Annotated in this window: 24 protein-coding genes; 12 read left to right on the top strand and 12 right to left on the bottom strand. The window is 59.7% G+C overall.

Going from position 1 to position 22,425, the window contains the following annotated elements; genetic code table 11:
• Positions 1–49 precede the first annotated feature (49 nt).
• Genes RHIZ70P_RS18190 through RHIZ70P_RS23500 form a run of 5 tightly spaced genes read right to left on the bottom strand, consistent with a single transcriptional unit; the run spans position 50 to position 6,758 of the window.
• Entirely contained in the window at positions 50–904 is an 855-nt protein-coding gene (locus RHIZ70P_RS18190) for a phosphoadenosine phosphosulfate reductase family protein (protein WP_115671901.1), read from the bottom strand.
• A complete protein-coding gene (locus RHIZ70P_RS18185; RefSeq protein WP_115671900.1) occupies positions 894–4,352 on the bottom strand; it encodes an ATP-binding protein in 3,459 nt (1,152 codons plus the stop codon). Before RHIZ70P_RS18185 ends, RHIZ70P_RS18190 begins: the two co-directional genes overlap by 11 nt.
• A complete protein-coding gene (locus RHIZ70P_RS18180; protein ID WP_115671899.1) occupies positions 4,345–5,295 on the bottom strand; it encodes a DUF4007 family protein in 951 nt (316 codons plus the stop codon). Before RHIZ70P_RS18180 ends, RHIZ70P_RS18185 begins: the two co-directional genes overlap by 8 nt.
• The gene (locus tag RHIZ70P_RS18175) at positions 5,288–6,484 is read right to left on the bottom strand and encodes a cysteine desulfurase family protein (protein WP_115671898.1); all 1,197 of its coding nucleotides are present in this window, start codon (positions 6,482–6,484) and stop codon (positions 5,288–5,290) included. Before RHIZ70P_RS18175 ends, RHIZ70P_RS18180 begins: the two co-directional genes overlap by 8 nt.
• Positions 6,477–6,758, bottom strand: coding sequence for a helix-turn-helix domain-containing protein (locus tag RHIZ70P_RS23500; RefSeq protein WP_419178314.1), 282 nt, complete (start codon positions 6,756–6,758; stop codon positions 6,477–6,479). Before RHIZ70P_RS23500 ends, RHIZ70P_RS18175 begins: the two co-directional genes overlap by 8 nt.
• Before the next feature lie 386 nt (positions 6,759–7,144).
• Here RHIZ70P_RS23500 and RHIZ70P_RS18165 point away from each other — a divergent pair, with 386 nt between their 5' ends.
• Positions 7,145–7,846 carry a hypothetical protein gene (locus RHIZ70P_RS18165; protein ID WP_115671896.1) on the top strand — a complete coding sequence of 234 codons (702 nt, stop codon included), beginning with the start codon at positions 7,145–7,147 and terminating at the stop codon, positions 7,844–7,846.
• Between the two features lie 221 nt (positions 7,847–8,067).
• On the opposite strand, the gene RHIZ70P_RS18160 is transcribed toward RHIZ70P_RS18165, so the two are convergent.
• The 6 genes from RHIZ70P_RS18160 to RHIZ70P_RS18135 are packed head-to-tail and all read right to left on the bottom strand — an operon-like array spanning position 8,068 to position 13,456.
• Positions 8,068–9,222 carry an aldo/keto reductase gene (locus RHIZ70P_RS18160; RefSeq protein ID WP_115671895.1) on the bottom strand — a complete coding sequence of 385 codons (1,155 nt, stop codon included), beginning with the start codon at positions 9,220–9,222 and terminating at the stop codon, positions 8,068–8,070.
• Between the two features lie 47 nt (positions 9,223–9,269).
• The gene (locus RHIZ70P_RS18155; RefSeq protein ID WP_235842272.1) at positions 9,270–10,265 is read right to left on the bottom strand and encodes an alpha/beta hydrolase; all 996 of its coding nucleotides are present in this window, start codon (positions 10,263–10,265) and stop codon (positions 9,270–9,272) included.
• On the bottom strand, positions 10,262–10,645 hold the full coding sequence (locus tag RHIZ70P_RS18150; RefSeq protein WP_181904064.1) for a hypothetical protein: 384 nt from the start codon (positions 10,643–10,645) through the stop codon (positions 10,262–10,264). The genes RHIZ70P_RS18155 and RHIZ70P_RS18150 overlap by 4 nt, the downstream gene beginning before the upstream one ends.
• 14 nt (positions 10,646–10,659) lie before the next feature.
• Complete coding sequence (locus RHIZ70P_RS18145; protein ID WP_235842271.1) at positions 10,660–11,586, bottom strand: FAD:protein FMN transferase; 927 nt, start codon at positions 11,584–11,586, stop codon at positions 10,660–10,662.
• Positions 11,567–12,424: an aldo/keto reductase gene (locus RHIZ70P_RS18140; RefSeq protein ID WP_115671893.1), complete on the bottom strand. Its 858-nt coding sequence runs from the start codon at positions 12,422–12,424 to the stop codon at positions 11,567–11,569. Before RHIZ70P_RS18140 ends, RHIZ70P_RS18145 begins: the two co-directional genes overlap by 20 nt.
• Positions 12,425–12,472: 48 nt before the next feature.
• The gene (locus RHIZ70P_RS18135) at positions 12,473–13,456 is read right to left on the bottom strand and encodes an aldo/keto reductase (protein WP_115671892.1); all 984 of its coding nucleotides are present in this window, start codon (positions 13,454–13,456) and stop codon (positions 12,473–12,475) included.
• 168 nt (positions 13,457–13,624) lie between these two features.
• Here RHIZ70P_RS18135 and RHIZ70P_RS18130 point away from each other — a divergent pair, with 168 nt between their 5' ends.
• The 7 genes from RHIZ70P_RS18130 (at position 13,625) to RHIZ70P_RS18100 (ending at position 19,110) form a co-directional block, all read left to right on the top strand.
• Positions 13,625–14,518 carry a LysR family transcriptional regulator gene (locus tag RHIZ70P_RS18130; protein ID WP_115671891.1) on the top strand — a complete coding sequence of 298 codons (894 nt, stop codon included), beginning with the start codon at positions 13,625–13,627 and terminating at the stop codon, positions 14,516–14,518.
• Positions 14,519–14,639: 121 nt separating this feature from the next.
• Complete coding sequence (locus RHIZ70P_RS18125; protein ID WP_115671890.1) at positions 14,640–15,725, top strand: alpha/beta hydrolase; 1,086 nt, start codon at positions 14,640–14,642, stop codon at positions 15,723–15,725.
• A gap of 62 nt (positions 15,726–15,787) precedes the next feature.
• Complete coding sequence (locus tag RHIZ70P_RS18120) at positions 15,788–16,891, top strand: alpha/beta hydrolase (protein WP_115671889.1); 1,104 nt, start codon at positions 15,788–15,790, stop codon at positions 16,889–16,891.
• A gap of 137 nt (positions 16,892–17,028) precedes the next feature.
• Positions 17,029–17,385, top strand: coding sequence for a carboxymuconolactone decarboxylase family protein (locus RHIZ70P_RS18115; RefSeq protein WP_318281752.1), 357 nt, complete (start codon positions 17,029–17,031; stop codon positions 17,383–17,385).
• A 41-nt stretch (positions 17,386–17,426) separates the two neighbouring features.
• Entirely contained in the window at positions 17,427–17,897 is a 471-nt protein-coding gene (locus RHIZ70P_RS18110; RefSeq protein WP_115671887.1) for a cupin domain-containing protein, read from the top strand.
• Positions 17,898–17,929: 32 nt separating this feature from the next.
• A complete protein-coding gene (locus RHIZ70P_RS18105) occupies positions 17,930–18,403 on the top strand; it encodes a cytochrome P460 family protein (RefSeq protein WP_115671886.1) in 474 nt (157 codons plus the stop codon).
• Positions 18,400–19,110: a DUF4405 domain-containing protein gene (locus tag RHIZ70P_RS18100; RefSeq protein WP_115671885.1), complete on the top strand. Its 711-nt coding sequence runs from the start codon at positions 18,400–18,402 to the stop codon at positions 19,108–19,110. The genes RHIZ70P_RS18105 and RHIZ70P_RS18100 overlap by 4 nt, the downstream gene beginning before the upstream one ends.
• A 25-nt stretch (positions 19,111–19,135) precedes the next feature.
• Here the strand turns inward: RHIZ70P_RS18100 and RHIZ70P_RS23070 are convergent, their stop codons facing one another.
• Positions 19,136–19,510: a hypothetical protein gene (locus tag RHIZ70P_RS23070; RefSeq protein WP_181904069.1), complete on the bottom strand. Its 375-nt coding sequence runs from the start codon at positions 19,508–19,510 to the stop codon at positions 19,136–19,138.
• Positions 19,511–19,831: 321 nt separating this feature from the next.
• On the opposite strand from RHIZ70P_RS23070, the gene RHIZ70P_RS18085 reads away from it, so the two are divergent.
• The 4 genes from RHIZ70P_RS18085 to RHIZ70P_RS18070 all read left to right on the top strand — a co-directional run bounded on the left by RHIZ70P_RS18085 (position 19,832) and on the right by RHIZ70P_RS18070 (position 22,352).
• The gene (locus RHIZ70P_RS18085) at positions 19,832–20,014 is read left to right on the top strand and encodes a hypothetical protein (RefSeq protein WP_003501420.1); all 183 of its coding nucleotides are present in this window, start codon (positions 19,832–19,834) and stop codon (positions 20,012–20,014) included.
• Between the two features lie 273 nt (positions 20,015–20,287).
• Positions 20,288–21,196, top strand: coding sequence for a DUF3991 and toprim domain-containing protein (locus tag RHIZ70P_RS18080; RefSeq protein ID WP_328588196.1), 909 nt, complete (start codon positions 20,288–20,290; stop codon positions 21,194–21,196).
• A gap of 143 nt (positions 21,197–21,339) precedes the next feature.
• Positions 21,340–21,942 carry a DUF1419 domain-containing protein gene (locus tag RHIZ70P_RS18075; protein ID WP_115671882.1) on the top strand — a complete coding sequence of 201 codons (603 nt, stop codon included), beginning with the start codon at positions 21,340–21,342 and terminating at the stop codon, positions 21,940–21,942.
• 11 nt (positions 21,943–21,953) lie between these two features.
• Positions 21,954–22,352, top strand: a complete 399-nt coding sequence (locus RHIZ70P_RS18070; RefSeq protein WP_115671881.1) for a DUF3085 domain-containing protein — start codon at positions 21,954–21,956, stop codon at positions 22,350–22,352.
• The last annotated feature ends 73 nt before the right edge of the window (positions 22,353–22,425 follow it).

Here is a 22,425-nt window from a genome sequence, read left to right as displayed (position 1 = left end):
CTTAAGGGAGGCTAAGATGACCACCGAAGGCAAAAACCCCCGCTTCATATTAGATCGAACATACTAAACAACCGTCTCTAAGATGGCTGTCATCTTCTACTTCGAGACCACCTAGGGTTTCAACCAGGGACAGCGACTTTCGATTTGCCTTTTTCCTGGCCTGTGCCTTTTCCCAGTCCGACTTAATCTTGGCGACTCGCTCCGGCCTTGCAAGTTCGCGCAAGGACTCACTCTGGCACCAGTAAAACTGCTCGCCAAACTGCACAGCTCGTTCCTCATACTCCATAGCAAGTTCGAAATAGGACGGGTGGGTTTCCAGCAGCCGCACCCATTCGATCTTTTGCTGATAGAAACAGAAGAAGCAGCCAGAACGCGAGCGGCCCCAATCCATGTATGGCGGCAGTCCCAGGCCGGAATCCTCTAGGATACGTATGATGTCAGCGCGCACCAATCCGTCATCCTGGAACGGATAGACGGCCAGAATATTAGACTTGGTGCTGATATAGCCGGACCGGTTTTCGTCGGCCCGCAGACCGACGTAATTGATGACCGGACCATCGCCGACATAGGCTTCGAACGGCTTCAGCTTCAGCATCTTGGTGCACCAGCGCCGGTGGTTCGACGGCAGCATGCCCTTGTACACCGTCAGCCAATGATCAAAACTGTCGGTGGGCGTGGTCCTATGAATGCGTTTGCCGAGGATAGCTTCCAGCCTGCCGATATAGTCGTAGGTCTCTGGCAGTTCCTTGTCTGTGTCATGAAAGACATATTCAATTTCAGGAATGCGGTCGCGCAAATAGATCGCAAGCGCCGCGCTATCCTTGCCACCGGAGAGGCTGAGGATATGCCTGGGCGGCTCCGAACCAAAGGAGGCCGAAATCCTGGGGGCGTAATCAGTGATCATGCTGTATTCTCGTCGAAGCGGCATCAGACGCGGGTTCGCGTTGCGGCTCGTTTTCCTTTGACTTTTCAAGCTCTAGCCAGAGAAGGTTTGTCAGGATTTGGACACGCTGAGCTTCACCTTGTGGAAGCCGCTTTGCAAGCGTGCGCATCAAATCCTGATCGTCCTCATCTAGTGTCACGGGATGCAGGACACGCAAGAGATCACGCCCATCGCCCCGCGTCAGGTTGAGCCTGATCGCATCGATATCCGGACGATCGTCCGAGGTAGAAAACACCGTGCTCTCCACTTTTGCGAACACCTCTGCAAGCGCCCCCATCTCTTCCATGAAACGCACCTCATCGCCCGGGAGCCAGCGCCCGGGCGGCTTCGATACGACAAAACTTGCAAGCGACTCTGCCCAAGCTTCGTCATGCAGGGCCGGATCTCGCAACCGCAATGCAAAGGCGCGGAGCCGCGGCTCACGGGCGGCCAACGAAACGCGCGCACCGCGGGATGCCAGCGCGACACGGTCGAACTGTTCGGGCTTTTGTCCGATCGCAACAGCAGTCCGCTGCACAATACGCTTGATCAACTCGCCATAACTGTTTTGGAGCTCACCTACCGCATCCGTGAAACGTTCAATGAAAGTTTCTACCATCGCTTCTTCTACGTCTTCGCCATGAAATACTGGCAGCCCGCAGGCATGCGGCAGATCAGCAAACAGCAGCGTCGCCGGCTCGCGAGCCGAGAGTAACGCGTCGCGGACAGCAAGTGCGACTGGTGACAATGACTTCGTTTTGTGCGTGAATTCCGGGAGCTTGGCCGCAAACAGGCAGAGCTCGGTGACGACATCAAGCAAGGCGGGCTTGCGCCCTTCAATCCCCCGGGCAAAGAGGTCGGCAAGACGGATGAAGACGTTCGACCGGACCCCCTCAACACTGCAATGCTGTATCTCGAAGGATTGTGGCGCCTTGATCAACCTTAGGAATTCCATGTCGCCGAATTTGGCTAGGAAGGTTCCGTTCTCATAGAGAGCTAATTCGTGAGCGTGAACTCTGACGACGATGGCTAACAAAATCGGAGCGAGACCATGGCGCACACCGAACGGACGACCGGCGAGAACCGCCAGAATGTCCTTGATAGCGACGCGGCATCCCTTCGCTTGATGAATAAGCTTCAGGACTTCGACAAGGCTTGGGCGCAGATACAGTGGATCCTTGTCTTCCGGCGGTATCCGCAGGGTGAAGCTCTCGCCGTCGGCTACATGCAGTGCGCCTCGCTGTAGAACCGAGAGATACATCGATTTTTCAGGCGGGGCCTTTCGTTCGTCCATCCCCAGTAGCCGCTTGTCAGGTGCGCGGAAAATACCCTCGATCAGCCGCATACGGGCGGCCGCAGCCGCACTACTTAGGGCGTTTCGGTTGACGAGTTCATTGGCGATGCGCGGGGCAAGGGGATAAAGATCCGAGCAAAGTTGCGAGACTATCTGCGGTAGATTTCCGGCTACATCGAAGGCTTCGCCGCGGTAGATCCAGTCGATCCCCGATCCGGTATCGGGATTTGATAGGGCGTCGAATTCGCGCTTGAGTGCCTGTTGAGCTTGTCTGACCTGCCGGCGAACTTCAGCCGCAGCAAAGTCGTCACTGGCAAGGTCGGGGGTGTTTGCTTCGACCCATCGCCAGATCATGACATCGCGCAGATAGGAGGCTAGGTGCCAGACCGGCCCGAGCATGCCGATCACGAGTGCCGGATTGTCGGCGATCTCTTGATCCGACGCCGCAGCCTTGGCCGCAACCTGTTGCTCCTTACGATCGGCGAGCGATACAACGATGACGCCATCCGCATCGGTTGGGGCCGCGGCGACTTTGGCGAGGTCTTCGGCAAAGGCGTAGCGAAGCTCGAAGTACCGCATGGTACCGGTTTCGAGATAGTGACGGCGTGCCAGAATCATTTCCCGATCCAGAAAGCTGCCGAGTACGGGTGCCACTTCCTCAATTGGGCCGACAGCGCGCTTTGCCAGCTCGACATAAGTGTGCAGATTGATGCTCGAATTCGGCCATAGCCGGAAAGCACCCGTGCCACCACGGTTGAACAGCAGGCCAGCCCGCGTTAATCCGTCGATCGCAGTGTCAACGGTTTTGGCACCAAAGGTAGATAGTGACGCGGAAATGCTTTGGCTGGTCGGCAGGAGATCATCGGCATCCAGGAGGTTGAGCAAGCCAACCGTCTTCAAGATTTTCAGCGCGAGGGGATCGACATCAACACACGCATCAATCGTTGCTACAATTTTCTGCCACTGGCTCTGATGGTTCGCTGAGGTCAGACGGTGGCCAAACGAGGTGCGAACATAGTCGTAGAACCGCGATAGGTCGAACGTGTCAGAGCCGACGGGCGTGACAGACGCAAAGGCCTGAAGCGCCATCGGCTCGCTCGACAGGAGAAAGCCAAACAACGATCGTTCACTCTGGCCGAATTGCGAGAAAAACCGGACCATCACCGGGAGGAGCGCCGGATGCAGCGGATAGAAGCTTACCGGATCCACTGAGAACCCGCGTCCGCCGAGCCAGCCGATCCGCGCAGTGCCGTCGATTGCGGAGCGCGCCTGCGCAACGATTGTGTCACTGAGCGCGCTGGTATCGATGCCCAACGCGCCGGCGGCAAGCGCTGCGGTATGGACGAGCGGCTGGTCGAAGACGACTTCCTCAAACCTGCCTGCGACCTTGTCCCACTCATGGCGTTGCGCAAGCGGGAGGCGTTCGGCGTAGGCTTGGAACCCCTGATGCAGGATACCGACCAGTAGCAGCGGATGGTCGCCGCTTCGGGCGGCGTATTCGCTCAGACGCTGCAACGCGAACACGTCCTCCCGATCAGGATTGAGCGCCGCATGTTCCAGAAGCTTGCCCATCTCATCGATGATAAGGAGAACGCCGCTATCGCGCTTGGCTGCTTCCTTTGTCAGTTGTGAAACCAAGTGCTCAATCGACCGCACGGAGCCTTCGACTTCGCATTCGAGCAGCGCAGCATCCAGGGACGGCCCCGAAAAACCTGCGTCATTGTGAAGATTCAGAGCGTCCCGCACTCCGCGGGCGATTGCTGCGGCAATACCTTCGCGCGCACCGGTGACAAGGACTGGGAAGAGCTTCTTGGTCCGTTCGTGCGCAGACCAGCCGATGGCCGCTGCAATCCTATCGGCATCCTTTCCACCGGCGCCGCTTAGCAGCCGCGCGAGGACAAGCGCCATGCTTGACTTGCCGACTCCATAGTCGCCGGTGACGCGCCAGGCGCGGCGCTTTGATCCCGGGTTTGCACTCTCGATGATCCGCCGCAAAGCCTCGACCATTGGGGGCGTGACGATATATCCCTCGAGCGCCGCCTGATCGCGGAAGTCTTTTTCGAGCTGGACGGATCTCAGGAATCGACCGGGAACGGAAATAAGTTCGGCGATCACGCCGTTGGTCTCCTCAACCATGAGATATGGCTCCCTTCGTATAGATAGCCGCAATGTCGGGTTTTATGTCGCGATCGCGGGTAAGAAGACCTTGGATTGCCGAAGGGCGGTATGTCAGACCGTGAACGCCCTGTTTTGACAAGGCCTCAAGACGAGAGCGAACGTCCTCTTCGGGCAATTTGAATACCTGCCCCGGAGCGCCCGGCGCCGAGATGACATTGCGAACTAGCATCGTCTTTTCGGTTGGGGCGGTCCTATCCCAATAGTCGAGCAAGGCATAGGAAAACAGGGTATCCGACACGTCGGGTTTGAATTCGCGCCTGAAGGCGTAAACCGGCTCCCATCGGCCGGATTCGCCGCGGCGCTCACCGCTCTGCTGCAGCAGGCGCAGTTCGACAAGCGGCCCGTCAAGCGAATCCTCTACACCGACGCGGGCGCTACGCGACGAATGATAGGTGTGGAGGAAAACGTCGAGATGTTGGCCAAGGGTGACGCTGGAATGACTGTAGCCCATCCGCTGCGATTGGCGCATGAAGGCTGCGAGCGCCTCGGAATGGGAGAACTCTGAATAGGGCCACGCCCCAAGTAGATAATGCCATGCAAACAGGCCAGGCGTCGCAGAGGATGAAAGGTTCCAGTGTAGCAACCAGAGTGTCCTGATATCTTCCAGAAACGGATCGGCGCCATTATTCCCGAAAATGAAATGACCAATGTCGGTGATGGTGTGCGTCCTGTCGGCAGCCGGTCGCGCGATCCCCATCGCATCCACCCAAAAGCGCAGCGAGCGCACCATGTTTTTGCCGATGCCGAGCTCGACCATGGCGGCGTCTTCATCGAAAAAGATGCCTGGGTTGGCAGAGATTGCGCGGTAAGCCTTCGGAAGCCAAGCGTAGCGGCAGGCAAAGGTCTCATGTCCGGAAAAGCGGTAGGACGGCTGGTTGTTACCAATCGCAAGGTCAAGCATTGTTTACTCCAGACAGCGTTTTTCGGACATCGTTGATCGCATCCGCAATTTCGATCGCAGCACGATCGACGTCCTCTTCCGAGGTGAACCGGCCAAGTCCGATTCGCAGGCAGGTTTCTGCAACATCCGGCGCCAGTCCCATGGCCTGCAGAACGTGGGATGGCTCCTGGGCACCTGCGTTGCATGCAGATCCTGTCGAGATCGAAACTCGTCCGCGCAGACGAGCAAGCACCAAGTCGTTCGGCGCGCCGGGCGCCGCGACGTGAAGATTATGGACTAGGCGGTTGTTTTCGTCGCCGTTGACTGTCACGGGTCCGGCAAGCGCGATCAGCTTTTGCTGTAGGCGGTCGCGTAGCGCGCCGAGACGCGCGCTTTCGGCGTTCCCTTCCTCCTTCATAATCCGGCAGGCCATACCAAGAGCGGCAATTCCCGCTACATTGGGCGTCGGCTGATGCGCCCCTTGAAGACCGAATTGGAGCGTAGGATCGAAGGAATGAGATATCAGTGCACCAACGCCTTTCGGCGCATAAATCTTGTGCCCGCTGAGTATGAGGTAGTCCCATGAGAGCGCGGTGGCGCTGAGTTCAATGCGCCCGATCGCTTGGGTCGCATCGACAAGGAGGGCTGCACCGGCGGCGTGTGCGCCATCTGCGATCTGCTCCAGCGGATAAACCGTCCCGACTTCATTGTTAGCAGCCATGACGCAGAGAAGATCAATGCCTTGGTCAAGGACGGCATTCAGGCTGGCAAAGTCAAGGCGAGCATGCTGGTCCACTTCGACCCAGAAGACCTTGGCAAGTCCAAGCCGTTCCGCATGGCAGACCGTGTCGATAACCGCCCTGTGTTCGACGCGGCTCATTGCTACGCGCAGAACTCCGTCTTTGCTGGCAACCGCATGCGCGAGCGCAAGCTGGATCGCCTCTGTTGATCCCGAAGTGAAATGCACTTCATCGGGCTCGACGGCGAGACTATCTGCAACTTGCTGCCTTGCCCGGGCAACGAGTGCTGCCGCTGTTTCGCCATGCACGTTTTCGATGCCGTTGGCGTTGCCGAATTCCGAAGTCATTGCATTGACTGCAATTGCAAGAATCCGCGGATCGACTGGGGTCGTGGCATGGTGGTCGAGATAGATTGCGGACTTGCGATCAGTCACGACCCGCGACGGCATTGTCTGAGTAAACTCATTCATGGAGGGTCGCCTTGATGTTCCCAGGCGACTGCTGCCGAGGGTGGACGTTGATCTCGATTTGACATCCAAGCACAACCATCCACCGAAGCATCTGATCGGCACTGACGCTATCACTGCGCCCTGACAGAAGTTTCGAAAGCGTCGGCTGATCCGTGCCGCAACGCTTGGCCGCCTGGGTCTGGCTGAGGCCCGCATCCGCAATGATCCGACGAAGCACCGCGCGAAGACAACCGCGCACGTCTTGGCCGCCTTGCGGGACTATGCCGAGAGACATCGCGTTGGGTTCGATTTGCCGCACGACCTGCTCCGGACATGATTCGCTAGCGCCACTATGGGAAATTATCCATAGAGGGAGCAAGGTTAAACACTCGTTTCTACGCCTGCAACCACAGCTTTTATTTAGGTGCCGCGTGTGGCTCCCGGCAGCATGAATCGACTTGATGTGCAGGGCAGACATCTACCGGACGCGCACGAACTGGCAATGTGTCTGACAGGCCGCGGTTATCCTGTCCAAGGTATGCCGACCTCCCGAGTGGGTGCCACCCAAGTGCCGCTCTGCTCGATCGCTAAACGGCCGCCACCTGATCCACTCTTCAATCCTGTTGGTCAAATCCTAAGCCTTTGCGGATATTGCGCTCATGATTGGACAGGAGAAGGCAAATGGCTCGGAAACACATGCCGGCGGACAATGTAAAAGCGACACTGATCGAAAGCCGCAGGCGCTGCTGCATCTGCTATGCCCTCGAACGCAACAGCCAGGTTCGAAAGGGACAGATCGCGCATCTCGACCAAGACAATTCCAATCATAGCAAGGGCAATCTGGTGTGGCTGTGTTTCGATCATCACGACGAGTATGATGGTAAGACGTCACAAAGCAAAAACCTCACGATGCAGGAAGTGAAACTGTACAAGAAGGAGTTGCTTGAGTGGGTCAACGGGTTCCTGGTCCCGGAGCTGTCGACCGAAGAGCCGCCTAAACCGGAAGAAGCTGGCCACGACGATCAATATGCCGGCTTATGGCTTCGGATAAACAGCGACGACAACCAATCCGAAATACAAATCGTGCTCTTGCCTCCTAATATGGATGGAGATGTACGATACTTCGTCTCTGGTCTGGGATTCCGAGGCATCAATGAAGGTGTAGGCAGCGTGGGTGAGTTCGATTTCTACGCGACTCTCTCTTACGATTTCACTGGCAGCGGAGACTTTCTCAGATACATGCGCGAGGGCGATGTGGCCCTTGAACTGACATTCACATCCGATGGCCACCTTGTTGTAACTGAAAATACCAAGAAGACCCCTTATGGTACCGGTGCTAAGTTTGCTGGCTCCTATTACCGCTCGGTGGAGTCCAAGGAGTAGAAGCCCTTTCTATAAGCGGCCGATTGCGCCACGCGCTCGGTGTCGCATCACCCGTAGTCGCATAAAGCAGCTTACGCCTGAGAGGTCGGTAAGCTCTTAGAAGTCGCATTTTTTCCAAAGGCTCAGCGAGATTGACGCTCGAGCCGACGGTTCAATTCCTTTCAAGACCTTTGATTGCCTGTTCGCAATCCGTTTGACCGCGAACAGGCTACTTGCAGTGACTACGACTTCGTAGGCGCCTCGACATCCGAATAAGCCTGGACGACGTCCGGAAGCCTTGCGCCCTTGATCTCGATGGCGGCCACAGACTGGTTCAGCTCGGTGATTTCGGCTGGTGTGAACGACACGGCCGACGCGCCGATGTTCTCGATCATGTGCGCCATCTGGGTCGTTCCGGGGATCGGAACGATGAACGGCTTCTGGGCCAGAAGCCAGGCGAGCGCGATCTGACCGAGACGAGCCTGCTTGCGTTCCGCCCAGACCTTCAAGAGTTCGACGAGCGCCAGATTGTTCGGAAGGTTCTCGGGCGCGAAACGGCCCTCTATTCCTCTGATGTCGCCCTCGGCGAAGCGGGTGCGCGCATCGATCGCGCCGTTCAGGAAGCCAACGCCGAGCGGGCTCCATGGAACGAAACCAATGCCAAGTTCTTCGCATACCGGGATTGCCCCGGTCTCCGGGCCACGCCACAGCATCGAGTACTCGCTTTGCACTGCGGTGATCGGCAGGACTGCGTGCGCGCGGCGAAGCGTGTTCAGCCCCATTTCAGACAGGCCCCAATGCAGGACCTTGCCCTGGTCCATCAAGCCCTTGACCGCGCCGGCAACGTCCTCAATCGGAACCTGCGGATCGACGCGGTGCTGATAAAGCAGATCGATACGATCGGTGCGCAGGCGCTTGAGCATGCCTTCGACGACCAGTTTGATATGCTCCGGGCGACTGTTGAGGCCCGGCTTCCGCTCGCCCGTCTCAAGATCGATGTTCCAGCCGAACTTGGTGGCGATGACGATCTGGTCGCGGAACGGCTCCACACCCTCGCCAAGAATGCGCTCGACTTCGTGAGGGCCATAAGCTTCGGCGGCATCGTAGAAGGTCAGCCCGTTGTCGAAGGCGGCGCGGATGATGTTGTGCATCTCGGCGCGCGTCGGGATCGTTTGCTGGTAGGTGCGGCTCATGTTCTGCACGCCGAGACCGACACTGGAGACCTCCAGCGCTCCGAGCTTGCGCCGTCCGATGGCGGTTGTGGACGCCGCCGCAGAAGCCGTCGGCTGCGCGGCTGTCTGGGCGCTTGCGACGTCGACGGTTGCCGCAGCAGCCAGGCCTCCAGCGGCGAGCAACAATCCGCGCCGGTTCAGTTCAGGTCCATGTTTTATGGTCATATCCGTTTTCCTTACGTTGGTGGTGAATGTGTCGAAGTTTTCAGTGGTCATCGCGACCGTTCCCAGAAGCGCGTGGCTTCGGTGATCCAGCCTTCGGCGCTGGTGCCCGTGCCGGTCCCGAAGCCGTGGCCGACGGCAGCGAACTTTCGGTACTCGACCTGTGTCCCGAGCCGCTTCAGTTCGGCGATCCTGCGTTCCATGGAGGAAGGGGGAGCGATGCCGTCGTACGATCCCACGACAACGAATGTCGGCGGTTCAGTATCGGAATGGTCGGAATGCGCGGTATAGGCCATGACGATGGCTGCAGGCTTGGACAGGTCATCCCCTCCGAACGCGGTGACCCCGTGCGACCCGATCGATGCCGCCATCCGTGCGCCAGCAGAGCTGCCCCAAAGCGAATAGCCGTCGGTTGCGACATCAAGGGTTTCGCTATTCCGGAAGACGTAGGACACGGCTGTCGCTAGGTCCTCGGTCGCGACCCTACCGCCTTGGCCGACGCGATATTTCAAGACGAAAACGTTGTAGCCCTGCCGGTTGATCTCGAGCGCATAGGGGAACCCCTCATGCACGGAACCGACATAGGAGAAGCCTCCACCAGGGGAGACGATTGCGAAGGGTGCGCCAGGCCGGCCGCGGAAGAAGAACAGACCTGTGTTCTCCTTGGTCGGGTCGTCACGCCTGTCGGCTTCGGAATAGAGGTCGTAAAACACCTGACGGCCGGTGGCAACATCGTCGATCATCCGGTTCAGTCCGCCGAGCACTGTGCCGGTGTCGACGGCGCTGTGATACGGAAGCAAGCCACCGATGTCGCTCACCCTCATCGCCTCGTCATAGCGGCGATCATCCCAAGGCAAGATGTGGCGTGCGTATCCGGAGAATGCCGGATGGCGCAGGATGTCACTGACCGTGCTCGTCGCGGATAGCTGCCACCGCTCGGTGGTTTCGGCACGCTCGGACTGCGGCATGGCGGTTTCGGTCCTTCCCCCGGCGGGATCAAACAGGAATGGCACCGAAGCCAGAAGGACGGTTTTCATCTTGATCATCGGACTGCGGCCTGGGTCCTGATCTGCCGGATCGCGTCGTTGAAGCCTTTAGGCGTGCTACTGGAACCTGCCAGCTTGCCGACCCTGACCTGATCGATACGCTTGCCGACCACGACCTTCGGTACGGCGGCGGCAAATGCACGCTGTAGTTCAAGCGAGCGGGGGACATAGGCATGTGGCGTCACCGTCACGGCGGTGACGACGCCATCCCTGAGCGTTGCCTTGACGGTGATGTGGGATGGCTGGCCCCCGTATTCACCTGTCGCGGTGTAGACGCCATCTGCAAATCGGGCGGGCCTGGCACCTTGCGCTTCCGCAGCACCGGCGAGTGCGAATGTCATGGCGCTGGCCAAGAGAATATTCCTCGTCTGGTTTTGCATCGTGTTTCCTTGTCTCAAGTGAAGACCTCGCCGTCGAAATTGTCCGAGACCTCGACGCGCCCGTCGGCGAACATGCGCAGATAAGAGAAATCGAACACCGCCATCAGGCGCGAGGACGCGTTGAAGAACAGTGCGGTCGCAAGCCCGTCGGCGGTTGCCGTGTCGGACGCGATTGCCCAGGTGGCGATGACTTCGGTGGTTGGCCGCCCGGTGCGGCCATCGAGCACATGGTGGAGGCCGTCGCCCCACGCCCTGCGGTTGGATGCGGAGGCGCAGATGGAACCGTCTTTCAGATTGGCGACCCCGATCACCAGGTCCGGATCGAGGGGATGTTCGAGGCCGATATCGAGTGCGATGTCTCCGCGATGGCAGATATCGCCGCTGCCATCGACGACGAAGTCTTTGAAGCCTTCAGCCGTAAGCAGGTCGGATATCAGATCGACCAGTCTTCCCTTGCCGACAGCACCGACATCAACAACCAGCGGCCTGCGCGTCGTGATCGTGGTTCCCTCGCGCTGCACATCCCGACGCCAGACAGGACGGTGCGCTACCGTGGCCGCGATACCCTCGTGGTCAGGCATCAGCGCGTAGTCGCCGTCATATCCGAGAAGCTCGAGAGCGCGGCCGACAAGTGGATCGACCGCCCCGTCCGTCGCATCATGAAGGTAGTCGTAGAGGTCGAACATCGCGGCCGCGTCGGCCGGAAAGCTGAAGGCTCCGCCATCGGCAGCCTTCGCAATCCGCGTCACGATGGAATCATGACGAAACCGCGAATAGATGCTGTCGAAGCGCTCCACCAGGTCCAGGATTTGCGCTCTGGTCACCGCTGCGAGCGGCGCAGGCGTGTTGATCTCCCAGGACGTGCCTATGGCATCGAACTTAAAACTTGAGGTCAGCACGCTGTCGCCCGATGCCATCAGCTTAAAGCTTTCGCGTGCCAAGCCACTTCACCATGGCCGGATCGCGATGGTCGAAGAAGCTGCTGGCCTTCTGGTCGAGTGAGGCGATCGCTTCAACGTCGTTCTGATCCAGCGCGAAGTCGAAGACCGAGAAATTCTCGGCCATGCGCTCCTTGCGCACGGATTTCGGGATAGCAACGATGTTGCGCTGGATCAGCCAGCGAAGCACGACCTGCGCAACGCTTTTGCCATGCTTCTTGCCGATCGACTGCAAGAGGTCGTTCGTGAACAGGCCGTTCTTGCCCTCGGCGAATGGACCCCATGCTTCCGGCTGGACATTGTACTCCTCCAGTACCTTCTGAGCGTCGTCCTGCTGATGGAATGGGTGGATTTCGATCTGGTTGACCGCAGGCACGACCTCGTTGTGAAGAACGAAGTCAGTCAGGCGGTCGGGATAGAAATTGCTGACGCCGATCGCGCGGATGCGCCCGGCCTTGTAAAGCTCCTCCATCGCGCGCCATGCGCCATAGACATCGCCATAGGGCTGGTGAATGAGCCAGAGGTCGAGATATTCAAGCTGCAGCTTGTTCAAGGAACGTTCGAAAGCAGCCTTCGCACCCTCGTAGGTCGCATCTTCGATCCAGAGCTTGGTCGTTACGAACAGCTCGTTGCGATCGATGCCATGGTTGCGGATCGCCGTGCCGACCGCCTCTTCGTTGCCATAGGAGGTCGCAGTGTCAAGAAGGCGATAGCCGACATCGATCGCATCGCTGACGCTGCGCTCGCACTCGGCTGGATCGGGCACCTGAAACACGCCGAAGCCAAGGATCGGCATCTCGATCCCATTGTTCAGGGTGACTGTGGGGAATTCGCTGGTCATGTCATTTTCCTTTCACGGAGGCGGGAGCGCGGGGCTCACCGCCTGTTGTCACTTGCCCACGCGGGCCTGAAGGTGTGCGGGGTATCTGTCACCGACGATGTCGATCTTCGCGAGCGCGGTGGCGATGTCCGTAGCGTCCTGCGCCGACAGCTCGACGGTCGCCGCGCCAATGTTTTCTTCGAGGCGATGGAGTTTGGTGGTGCCGGGGATGGGCACGATCCAGGGCTTCTGCGCCAACAGCCATGCGAGAGCGATCTGGGCCGGTGTCACGCCCTTCGCTTCTGCGATCTGTGTGAGGGCGGCGACAAGCGCCTTGTTGGCCTTCAGGTTCTCCGTCTGGAAACGAGGAACAATGCTGCGGAAGTCGCCGGGGCCGAACGTCGCCGTCTCGTCGATCTTGCCTGTCAGAAAACCTTTGCCGAGCGGGCTGAACGGGACAAAGCCGATACCGAGTTCCTCAAGCGTCGGAATAATTTCCTTCTCCGGCTCGCGCCAGAACAGCGAATATTCGCTCTGCAGCGCGGTGACAGGCTGAATGGCATGCGCCTTGCGGATTGTCTGCGAGCCTGCTTCAGACAGACCGAAATGCTTGACCTTGCCCTCGGCGATCAGATCCCTGACGGTTCCTGCGACGTCCTCGATCGGCGCGTTCGGATCGACACGGTGCTGGTAGAGGAGATCGATTACGTCGGTGCGCAGCCGCTTCAACGAGGCTTCGACCGATTGGCGGACATAGTCCGGGCGGCTGTTCAAGTGCTGGCCACCATCGGCACTGGGAGGCTCGAATCCGAATTTGGTGGCGATGATAACCTCGTCGCGGATCGGCTGGAGCGCTTCGCCGACCACGTCCTCGTTGATGAACGGCCCATAGACCTGGGCGGTGTCGAAGAAGGTAACGTCGCGGTCGTGAGCGGCGCGGATGAGAGCGACCGCATCTTTGGTGTCTGTCGCCGCACCGTAACCATGGCTCAGTCCCATGCAGCCAAGGCCGAGAGCCGAAACTTCAAGGGTGCCGATTTTGCGTGTCTGCATGTCATTCTTCCTGATTGCGCCGCGCTCTTTACGGGCGCGCGTCGTTCCGCGCGTTGGGCTCATGCCGTCTTCCACGGCGGGGCCTCTCTGCATGATGAGAAGATATCCCTTGCCGACCCTTTGGATTAGGGGCAGTAATCGGGATGAAGCTATAAGGATACCTAATGAATGCCGCAGGAGAACTTCAACGACCTGGTCGCTTTCGTGATGGTGGCGCGCGAGGAGAGTTTTACGAAAGCGGCGGTCAAACTCGGTGTGTCGCAGTCGGCGCTCAGCCAGACAGTGCGTGGCCTTGAAGAGAGATTGGGGCTTCGGCTGCTGACGAGAACAACGCGCCGCGTTTCGCCGACAGCGGCGGGCGAACGTCTTCTGAAGACAGCCGGACCGAGGTTCGAGGAAATCCAGGCGGAACTGTCAGCCCTCAGCGAAATGCGGGACAAGCCCGCGGGAACCGTTCGCATCACTTCCGGCGAGCATGCGGCAATTTCCGTCCTCGCACCCGCGCTCGAAAAATTCCTGCCAGACAATCCAGACGTCAACGTCGAGATTACCGTCGACTACGGTCTTACGGACATAGTCGCCGAGCGCTATGACGCAGGTGTGCGGCTTGGCGAGCAACTGGCCAAGGACATGATCGCCATTCGGATCGGCCCGGAAATGCGCATGGCTGTTGTCGGGGCCCCCTCCTATTTCCGGCAGAACCCGTGGCCCGAGGTGCCTCAGGACCTGACCAGGCATAATTGCATTCAGATCAGGATGCCGACCCACGGCAACATCCTCTCCTGGGAGTTCGAGAAGGACGGACACGAACTCAAGGTGAGGGTCGAAGGACAACTGGTATTCAACAACATCGCGATGCGGCTTGACGCTGTCCGACGTGGACTTGGCCTGGCCTACATGCCTGAGGATCAGGTTGCGGAATTGATTGCCAGTGGCGAAGTGGTGCGGGTGCTGGAAGACTGGTGCGAGCCATTCCCGGGATATCATCTCTACTACCCGAACCGCAGACACACCTCTCCCGCGTTCGCCTTGGTCGTAGAAGCCCTTCGCTATCGCGGATAACGCGCTAATCAACCGTTTGTGATTAATAAGAGAGGCTAATGGCTTCAATCGGAAATGGGTGGCTAATCATCTGAGTGCTGGCCGCATACCCTGCTCGCAACTTAATGATTGTGAGATCGACATGCCCCGCACACTCGCCAAGACCCTATCCGTCCTCGCCTTCTCAACCGCCCTCGCGATCACGAGCATGGCCTTTGCCCAATCGGCTTCAAAGCCTGAGCCGCTCGTCATCCAGGATCAGGGCAGCTTTGCGGTGGGCGGTACGGTCTCGCAGACCGCGGGCACCTACAACAACAATGCCCCGACTGCCGAGGGGCAGTCGCTTCACGGCGACCACGCCTACGTCTTCTATCAGGTTCCGCAGGACCCCAAGCCTCTCCCCATCATCATGCTGCACGGAGCTTTTCAGTCCGGCCGTAGCTGGGAGACGACACCGGATGGTCGTGAAGGTTTCCAGAGCATCTTCCTGCGCAAGGGTTTCTCCACCTATATAGTCGACCAGCCGCGTCGTGGCCGCGCGGGCAACAGCACCGTTGCGACCACGATCGAGCCGACACCCTATGACCAACTCTTCTTCGACCAGTTTCGCCTCGGAAAATGGCCTGACTATTTCGAGAACGTTCAGTTCGACCGTAGTCCCGCAGCCCTTGATCAGTTCTTCCGTTCGGTCACCCCGAACACCGGGCCGTTCGATGCGAACGTAATCGCAGACGCGATGTCGGCCCTGTTCGAGAAGACCGGACCGGGCATTCTGTTCACCCATTCTCAGGCAGGTGGTCCCGGCTGGCTGGCGGCGATCAAGAATCCGAACGTCAAGGGCATCGTCGCGATTGAGCCCGGTAGCGGTTTCATCTTTCCGGAAGGCGAAGTGCCGGCCGACATGCCGAGCGCCGCTGGCACGCTCAAGGGTGAGGTCGTCCCGGTCGCTGATTTCGAGAAGCTGACCAAACTGCCGATCGTCATCTATTACGGCGACAATTTCCCAGTCGAGCCGACGACCGAGCGCGGTCAGGACAACTGGCGGGTTCGTCTGGGCATGGCGAAGCTCTGGGTCGAGGCGGTCAACAAGCATGGTGGCGACGCCGCACTCGTTCACCTGCCGGAGATCGGCATCAAGGGCGGAACCCACTTCCTGATGTCTGACCTGAACAATGTCGAAATCGCCGACGTCGTCTCCAAATTCCTGACCGACAAGAAGCTCGACTGATCCACAGGCGCACTCGTGCGACCACCCGCTGCGCGCTTGCCGAACTGAGAAGGAGCCTGACTATGGCCAATGAGATCATCAACACAAAACGACGCGAGTTCCTCGGAGCCTCCGCCCTCGTCGTCTCCGGTGCACTGCTTGGCGTTTCAGCAATGACGACCAGAACCGTCGCCGCCGACTACAAGCAAAACCCGTTCACGCTCGTCTATGACGGTGCGATCACCGCGAACGAGCCGGGCAAAGTGAACATCCATCCGGTGAAGTACAAGCTGAACGGCCTCGATATCGTCGCCAACGTTTACACCCCGGCGGGCTACGATCCGTCGAAGACGTATCCAGCCCTCGTGCTGGCACACCCGAATGGCGGCGTGAAAGAGCAGACGACGGGTCTCTATGCCCAGCGCCTCGCGGAGCAGGGCTTCATCACCATCACCGCCGACGCCGCCTATCAGGGCGGAAGCGGCGGCGAGCCACGCAGCACGGACAAGCCGCAATACCGTGTCGAAGATATCCACGGCATGGCTGATTTCATCAGCGGCTTCCCCGGTGTCGATACGGCACGTCTTGGCCTGTTCGGCATTTGCGGCGGCGGTGGGTACTCGCTGTCGGCCGCCAAGACCGACAAGCGCTTCAAGGCCGTGGCGACGCTCAGCATGTTCAACTCCGGGCGCGTCCGCCGCAACGGCTTCCAGGATAGCCAGATGGACACGATCCAGAAGCGCCTGCAGCAGGCATCTGCAGCCCGTGCACAGGAAGCGGCCGGCGGTGAGGTCCTCTATTCCGGAGACGCCAATTTGACGGACGCGCAGATTGCCGCCCTTCCGTTCGATCTCTATCGCCAAGGTTATCACTACTACTGGCGCACCCACGCCCATCCGGGCTCCACTTTCAAGTACACGACGAGCAGCCTGATGGACCTGATGCGATGGGACGCGACGGACGAGATCGCGCTGATCGACGTGCCGTTGCTGATGATCGCGGGCAGCGCCGCCGACACCCTCTACATGACCGAGGATGCGTTCTCCAAGGCTACCGGAACGACGAACAAGGAATTGTTCAAGATCGAGGGTGCGAAACATATCGAGACCTACTGGGTCCCCGAATATGTCGATGCGGCCCTGTCCAGGTTGAAGCCGTTCTTTGACCGTCACCTCGCCTCCGCATGAGGCGCACCTCCGCGCGCGCGGGCCCTGCGCGGCCGTCCCGCCTTGGGTCGATGCCGAAGGCCCGAATTATGAAGGAAACGAACTTGAAAAAGCTTATGTCGGGAATTTTTGTCGCAGCCATCGTCATGGCAACCGGAATGGAGGCCAGCATGGCACAGGAACCAGCCTCAAACCTTGATTCCGCGAAGTCGCGGACACAGCAACTGATGGGCGATATCGCACCGAAGCTGGCGGAACTAACCGATGACGTCCTCTACGCCGACATCTGGGAGCGGCCGCAGCTTTCCCAGCGCGACCGAAGCCTGGTGACGGTATCGGCCTTGATCGCTCTCAACCGTCCGGACCAGCTCCGCTCGCATCTCGTGCGCGCAAAGGCCAATGGCCTGACGGAAGAGCAGCTCGTCGAGACCATTACCCATATGGCGTTTTACTCCGGCTGGCCGAGCGCCGTGTCGGCAGTGGCGATCGCCAAGGAAGTTTTCGCCGAAAAATAAGCCGCCGAAGACTTCCCAACTTCCATGAAGACAGGTGCACGATGAACATGAAGTCCGTATTGACAGTAGCCTTATCCTTGGGCGCTTCCGCTGCGTCTGCTGAACCCGACAAGGCTGTGTCGGTGACACGGGTCGGGAACAACCCGTCGACGGTGGGTCCATCCAGCAATTTTACCGGAGCCGTGCGGGTCGATTCACGTTTCTCAGCAACCGCGCCAGCCACAGTCGGTGGCGGGACCGTAACCTTTGAACCCGGCGCACGCACCGCGTGGCACACCCATCCTCTTGGCCAGACGCTGATCGTCACGGCAGGTGTTGGCCTCGTCCAGCATTGGGACGGCGAAATCCAGGAAATTCGCCCGGGCGACATCGCGTGGATCCCGCCGGGCGTAAAGCACTGGCATGGCGCGACGGCGACCACAGGAATGTCCCATATCGCCATTTCCGAGACGCTTGATGGCAAATCCGTCGAGTGGATGGAACATGTTACCGACGAACAATACACGCGGTGACGTTTCGTACCCCGCTGATCAGAGGAGTTTGGATGAAGAAGATCATTGGCAGCATTGGCGGCGCGACGGTGGCAGGACTGGCGGTCCTGCTCGTCGGCATGCAGGTCCACGCCGAGCCGACGCGCGCGACGATGCCCGACATCGCGAAGCTCGTTCACTACACGACGGTAACGCGCGGTGAAGTCACCGAGCACATCATGACGACACGCGAGGCGATCGAGGCCGTCAAGCGCGGTGACCCGATCCCCAACGGCACTCATGTCGCGCTCGTCGATTACCGCGACGGCGAAGTGTTCCGGTACTTCATCATGGAGAAGGGCGAGAACTGGGGGCAGGACTACGACGAAAACCGCCGCACCGCCGACTGGCAGTTCCAGTGGTTCAAGCCGGACGGCACGATCAACGAAGCAGAGAATACCGCCCGCTGCCAGAGCTGTCACATGTCCCGCGCGGATCGTGACTTCCTCTACACCTTCAACGAAATGCGGCGGTTCGAATTCGAATGAACGTCTTCCGTATCCGCCTGCTACTGGACTTCCTGGCCGTAGCTCTCATCATCGCTTGCCTGGCATACTGGTGGCTCGACAATCTGTCCCACGAGCTTCTCGGTACTGCCCTGTTTGCTCTCGTAATCGTGCACAACGTCTTCAACAGGCGCTGGTATGGCAGCGTAACGAAACGCAAGATGGATGCCACCCGTATCGTCAACCTGGTCACCATCTTCTGTCTCGCCATTGGCATGACGGTCATGCTGGTGACCAGCTTGCTGGTCTCCCGTGATCTCTTTCCGTTCACCGCCCTCAGCGGAGCCTTCGCAGTGCGGGAAATCCATATGTTCGGCGGATACTGGGTCCTTCTGATCGTCGCGATCCACCTTGGAACGCGGTGGGAAGTGGTGATGAATGTGTTTCGGACGACATTCGGCATACAGCAAGCGAATTCTGTGCGGGCATGGGCCGCCAGGATCCTTGCTCTGGTTGTCGCCGCCTGGGGTGTGAAGAGCTTTTCGGAGATGGCGTTCGGCTCCAAGCTTATGCTGACCTATGCCCTCGATATGTGGGACTTCAATGAGTCGACATCAGATTTCTTCTTGAACTATGGATCGATCGTTGGGTTGTTGGCGGTCGTCACTCATTACGGCCTGCTTTCCTTGAAGTGGGTTGGAACGGGTCGATATGTGGCTGCTTATGGTGAGAGAAGACCGCGCGGTTAAGGATCGCGCCGGATCCCTAGGGTAATCAGCATCTTGGATAGTTCACGCGGAGCTGAATGACGGTCGCCGTGGTGGGCAGATCGTCGTGGTGATGCGCCATGGCAATGGGCATTGCGGTCGCGGCGAGCTTAAGATGGATAGGGATATCGTCGTCTATTGCCGCGAGCTTTACTGCGTCCTCTCCGTCGAAGCGGCTGTTAAAGCCAGAAAACTGTTGTAGTTCAGCGCCATGTGGTCTGCTTTCAAGGGCATTTGCGGCGACCAACGCCGCAAATGGCTCTATCTGAGAATTCAACAGCCGGGCGCAAGGGAATGCCGGTGAATACTGGCATTGTGCCAAGGTTGCCAGCGAAGTCGCCCGCATCGAACCGCGTGCCAAGATGGACTTCGAGGTCGTCAAGGCGATTGCCGATCAGGAAGCCGCCCGTCGCCGCTGAACACCTGCCCGGTGCTTGGCGGAAAGAAGCAGGGCGAAGCTGTAGCTGTGGCGCAGGTGAAAGACCTGTGCCGGAAGACCTCTCGGCCCTCCGAAGCAAACCAATCCCGCTCTTTATGGATGGCGTCCTGGACCAGGTCCGGATCTCCGTCGATCAACCCGTTGAGGGTCCGCTAGCAAGCTGCGGCCGCTTGGGCATTCGCCTCAAGCGGTGATCGCGACCGTCCCTGGTTCTTCGAGGAGCCATCGAGCGGGATTGGCCCGCTCCGGACGGAGGTTTCTCACATGGCACAGGATCTTGCACTCGCTCAACGCCACGCTTTCGCGCTCGCCCGGACCCTGATGGTCCCGGTCACGCTCTTCAGGTCCGGAAACGAGTTCGGCGTCCTGCCGAGCGACGAACTCGATGACGGCGAGGTCGAGACCATCGCCGAATTCGATCCCTTCGAATACGGGCCGGCTCATTGAGCCGGCTTTCCCCTCTTTCAGGTGCCGCTTGCGAGCGGCAGGCGGCAAGGGAAGCTTCGCCGCGGCTGGCACGGCCAGTTCGGCAAGGTGCAGATCTGCACCTTGCCGGCCGTGCCCTTACCCCCTTTGCTCTTCGCGGGCCGCCGGAAAGGGGTACCGCAAACTGCGGGGAGAAACGAGAAACGGACAAGAAGGGCGGACGTGTGAACGCCGACAGAAAGCATGGAGAAAAAAGAACTGGAAGGCCTGCGGGACCGTGTTCTCTGCGGCGTCGTGTTGGAGCAGTCCGGCTTCGCGGTCGACGTGAAGGAGAGCACCCGCAAGGCGATAAAATATCGACGCGGGGCCGAGATCGTCATCGTCATCCATGACGGGCGGGGTTGGTTCGATCCCCTGTCCGACGCGAAAGGCGACGTCTTCAGTCTCGCCGCGCATCTCGAAGGAGTGTCCTTCGTCGAAGCGCTCGACCAGGTCGCCGCATTGGTCGGTTTTGTCGCCAAAGAGCCAGTATGGACCCGAAATGTTCGAGATTCCGTTCCGGCCGAGACCATCCCCGAGCGGTGGGCAAAACGCCGCCAGCCTTGGCGAGGGTCGATGACGTGGCGCTATCTGCGTACTGAACGCTGCCTGCCTGAGAACATCATCCGTGCCGCCCTCCGGCGCGATGTACTGCGGGAAGGTCCCCACGGCAGCATGTGGGCGGCTCATATCGATGACCATGGCGCCGTCACCGGCTGGGAGGAGCGCGGCCCCGACTGGCGTGGCTTCTCGACCGGAGGGTCGAAGGTTCTGTTCCGCCTCGGCTCCCTCGATGCTCCGCGTCTGTGCGTTACCGAGGCAGCGATCGACGCCATGAGCCTGGCCGCATTCGAAGGAATGCGAGAGGGGAGCCTCTATCTCAGCACGGGCGGGGGATGGTCGCCGACGACAGAAGCCGCGGTTCGCGTACTCGCCGCACGCCCCGGCGCGCAGCTCGTCGCCGCCACGGATGCCAACAGCCAGGGCGAGGCCTTTGCCGCCCGCCTCCGCGACATCGCCGAAGATGCCGGCTGCGACTGGTTCCGCCTGACGCCGCCGGCCGAGGACTGGAACGACGCATTGCGGGAGAGAAGAGGGCAAGAAAAGGAAAAATGGGAGAGCAGGAGAGGCCTGCCGCATGCCCGCCGGCCACGTCAAGGGTGAAGCTTCGCCCGGCTTTGCCGGCCCTTGACTCGGGCCGTCGGAGAGGCGGCCGCGGGGGAGGGGTCAGGAAGGGCTGAAGAGAAGATGGCGCCATCGCAAAGATGAGCCGCGCTCCAGCCCGACGAGGCCAGAAGGAGCCCATCATGAACCTCTCTCCCATCCGTAAAGTCTATCAGGGCATCGCCGATCGCCGGCAGATGTTCCGCATGTTCGACCGTCATGCGCAGCGCCCGAACCGGTGGGAGGGCGACGACAGTGCGCTTTATCGCGGCGAATGGTTCGAGATCGGTGAGGCATCCCACGATTACATGTTCGAGATCCTGCCTCCGCTCTGGATGAAGGCAGAGATGTTCGCCATGCGCGAGTTCCTGACCGATTCGATCACCAGCATCTTTTTCACGCTGTCGATCGACGGGCGCATCCGGCGCTTCCACGGTTATTGCGACCTCGCCGACAAGGGTTCGCCCGAACGCATGCGCGAAGCCATCGTCGAGCGTGAATCCCGTCCCGTCCGGGCGATGACGCGCGAGGAGAGGCTGGAACACATCTGGAGCAGCACGGCGGACGATTATCGCGGCTACTCCGGCGAGCGTTGGCCAGAGGCTGATCGCAGCAAGCGCACGGTCATGTTCTTCACTAGGGCAGGCGGCACCACATGCAAGCTGCTGGACGACCTGACGGACGTGGAGATCGCGGCGAAGCTGCCGGTACATCTGCGTTACCTGCCCGAGCGACAAGCGGCGTGAGGGAGAGTGGCATGTTCACTTTCTCTCTCACGGACATTTGCGCCGTGCTGGCGCGTGGCCGTGTCGACGCGGCCGCAAACGGCGGCTTTCGGATTCCGTATCAGGGAATATCCCCTCAAGCCGAGGCCAGAGCCGGCCTGTGGCTGGTCGGTGACGAGGGCGTCTACCTTCTCTCGAACGGAAAACTCGCTGAAGGACAACGGCCACTCGTCATCTATGCCGAGGAATGCGATCCGAAGACCAATCCGGATTACTGGCATTACAAGAGACGATATTTCGGGGGCGATGACGGGGTCGAATTCATCGACGCCGTCGAACTCGAAAAGCTCATCGCGGCTCAGCCCGAGGCGACGCACCTTCGGATCGTGATGGACGACACTTCCTTATCGATCAGCCTGATCCGCCGCTGACGCGGCGCGCCCTTCCAACAACTTCACGACCGTCCCGCCCGCAGGTCACATCCAGCGGAACGATGGCGCTCGC

The organism is Paenirhizobium selenitireducens ATCC BAA-1503, from assembly GCF_900492185.1.
Taxonomy (GTDB): domain Bacteria; phylum Pseudomonadota; class Alphaproteobacteria; order Rhizobiales; family Rhizobiaceae; genus Allorhizobium; species Allorhizobium selenitireducens_A.
The sequence above is the reverse complement of the archived record's forward strand: the minus strand, read 5'-3'. Positions and strand labels throughout refer to the sequence as shown.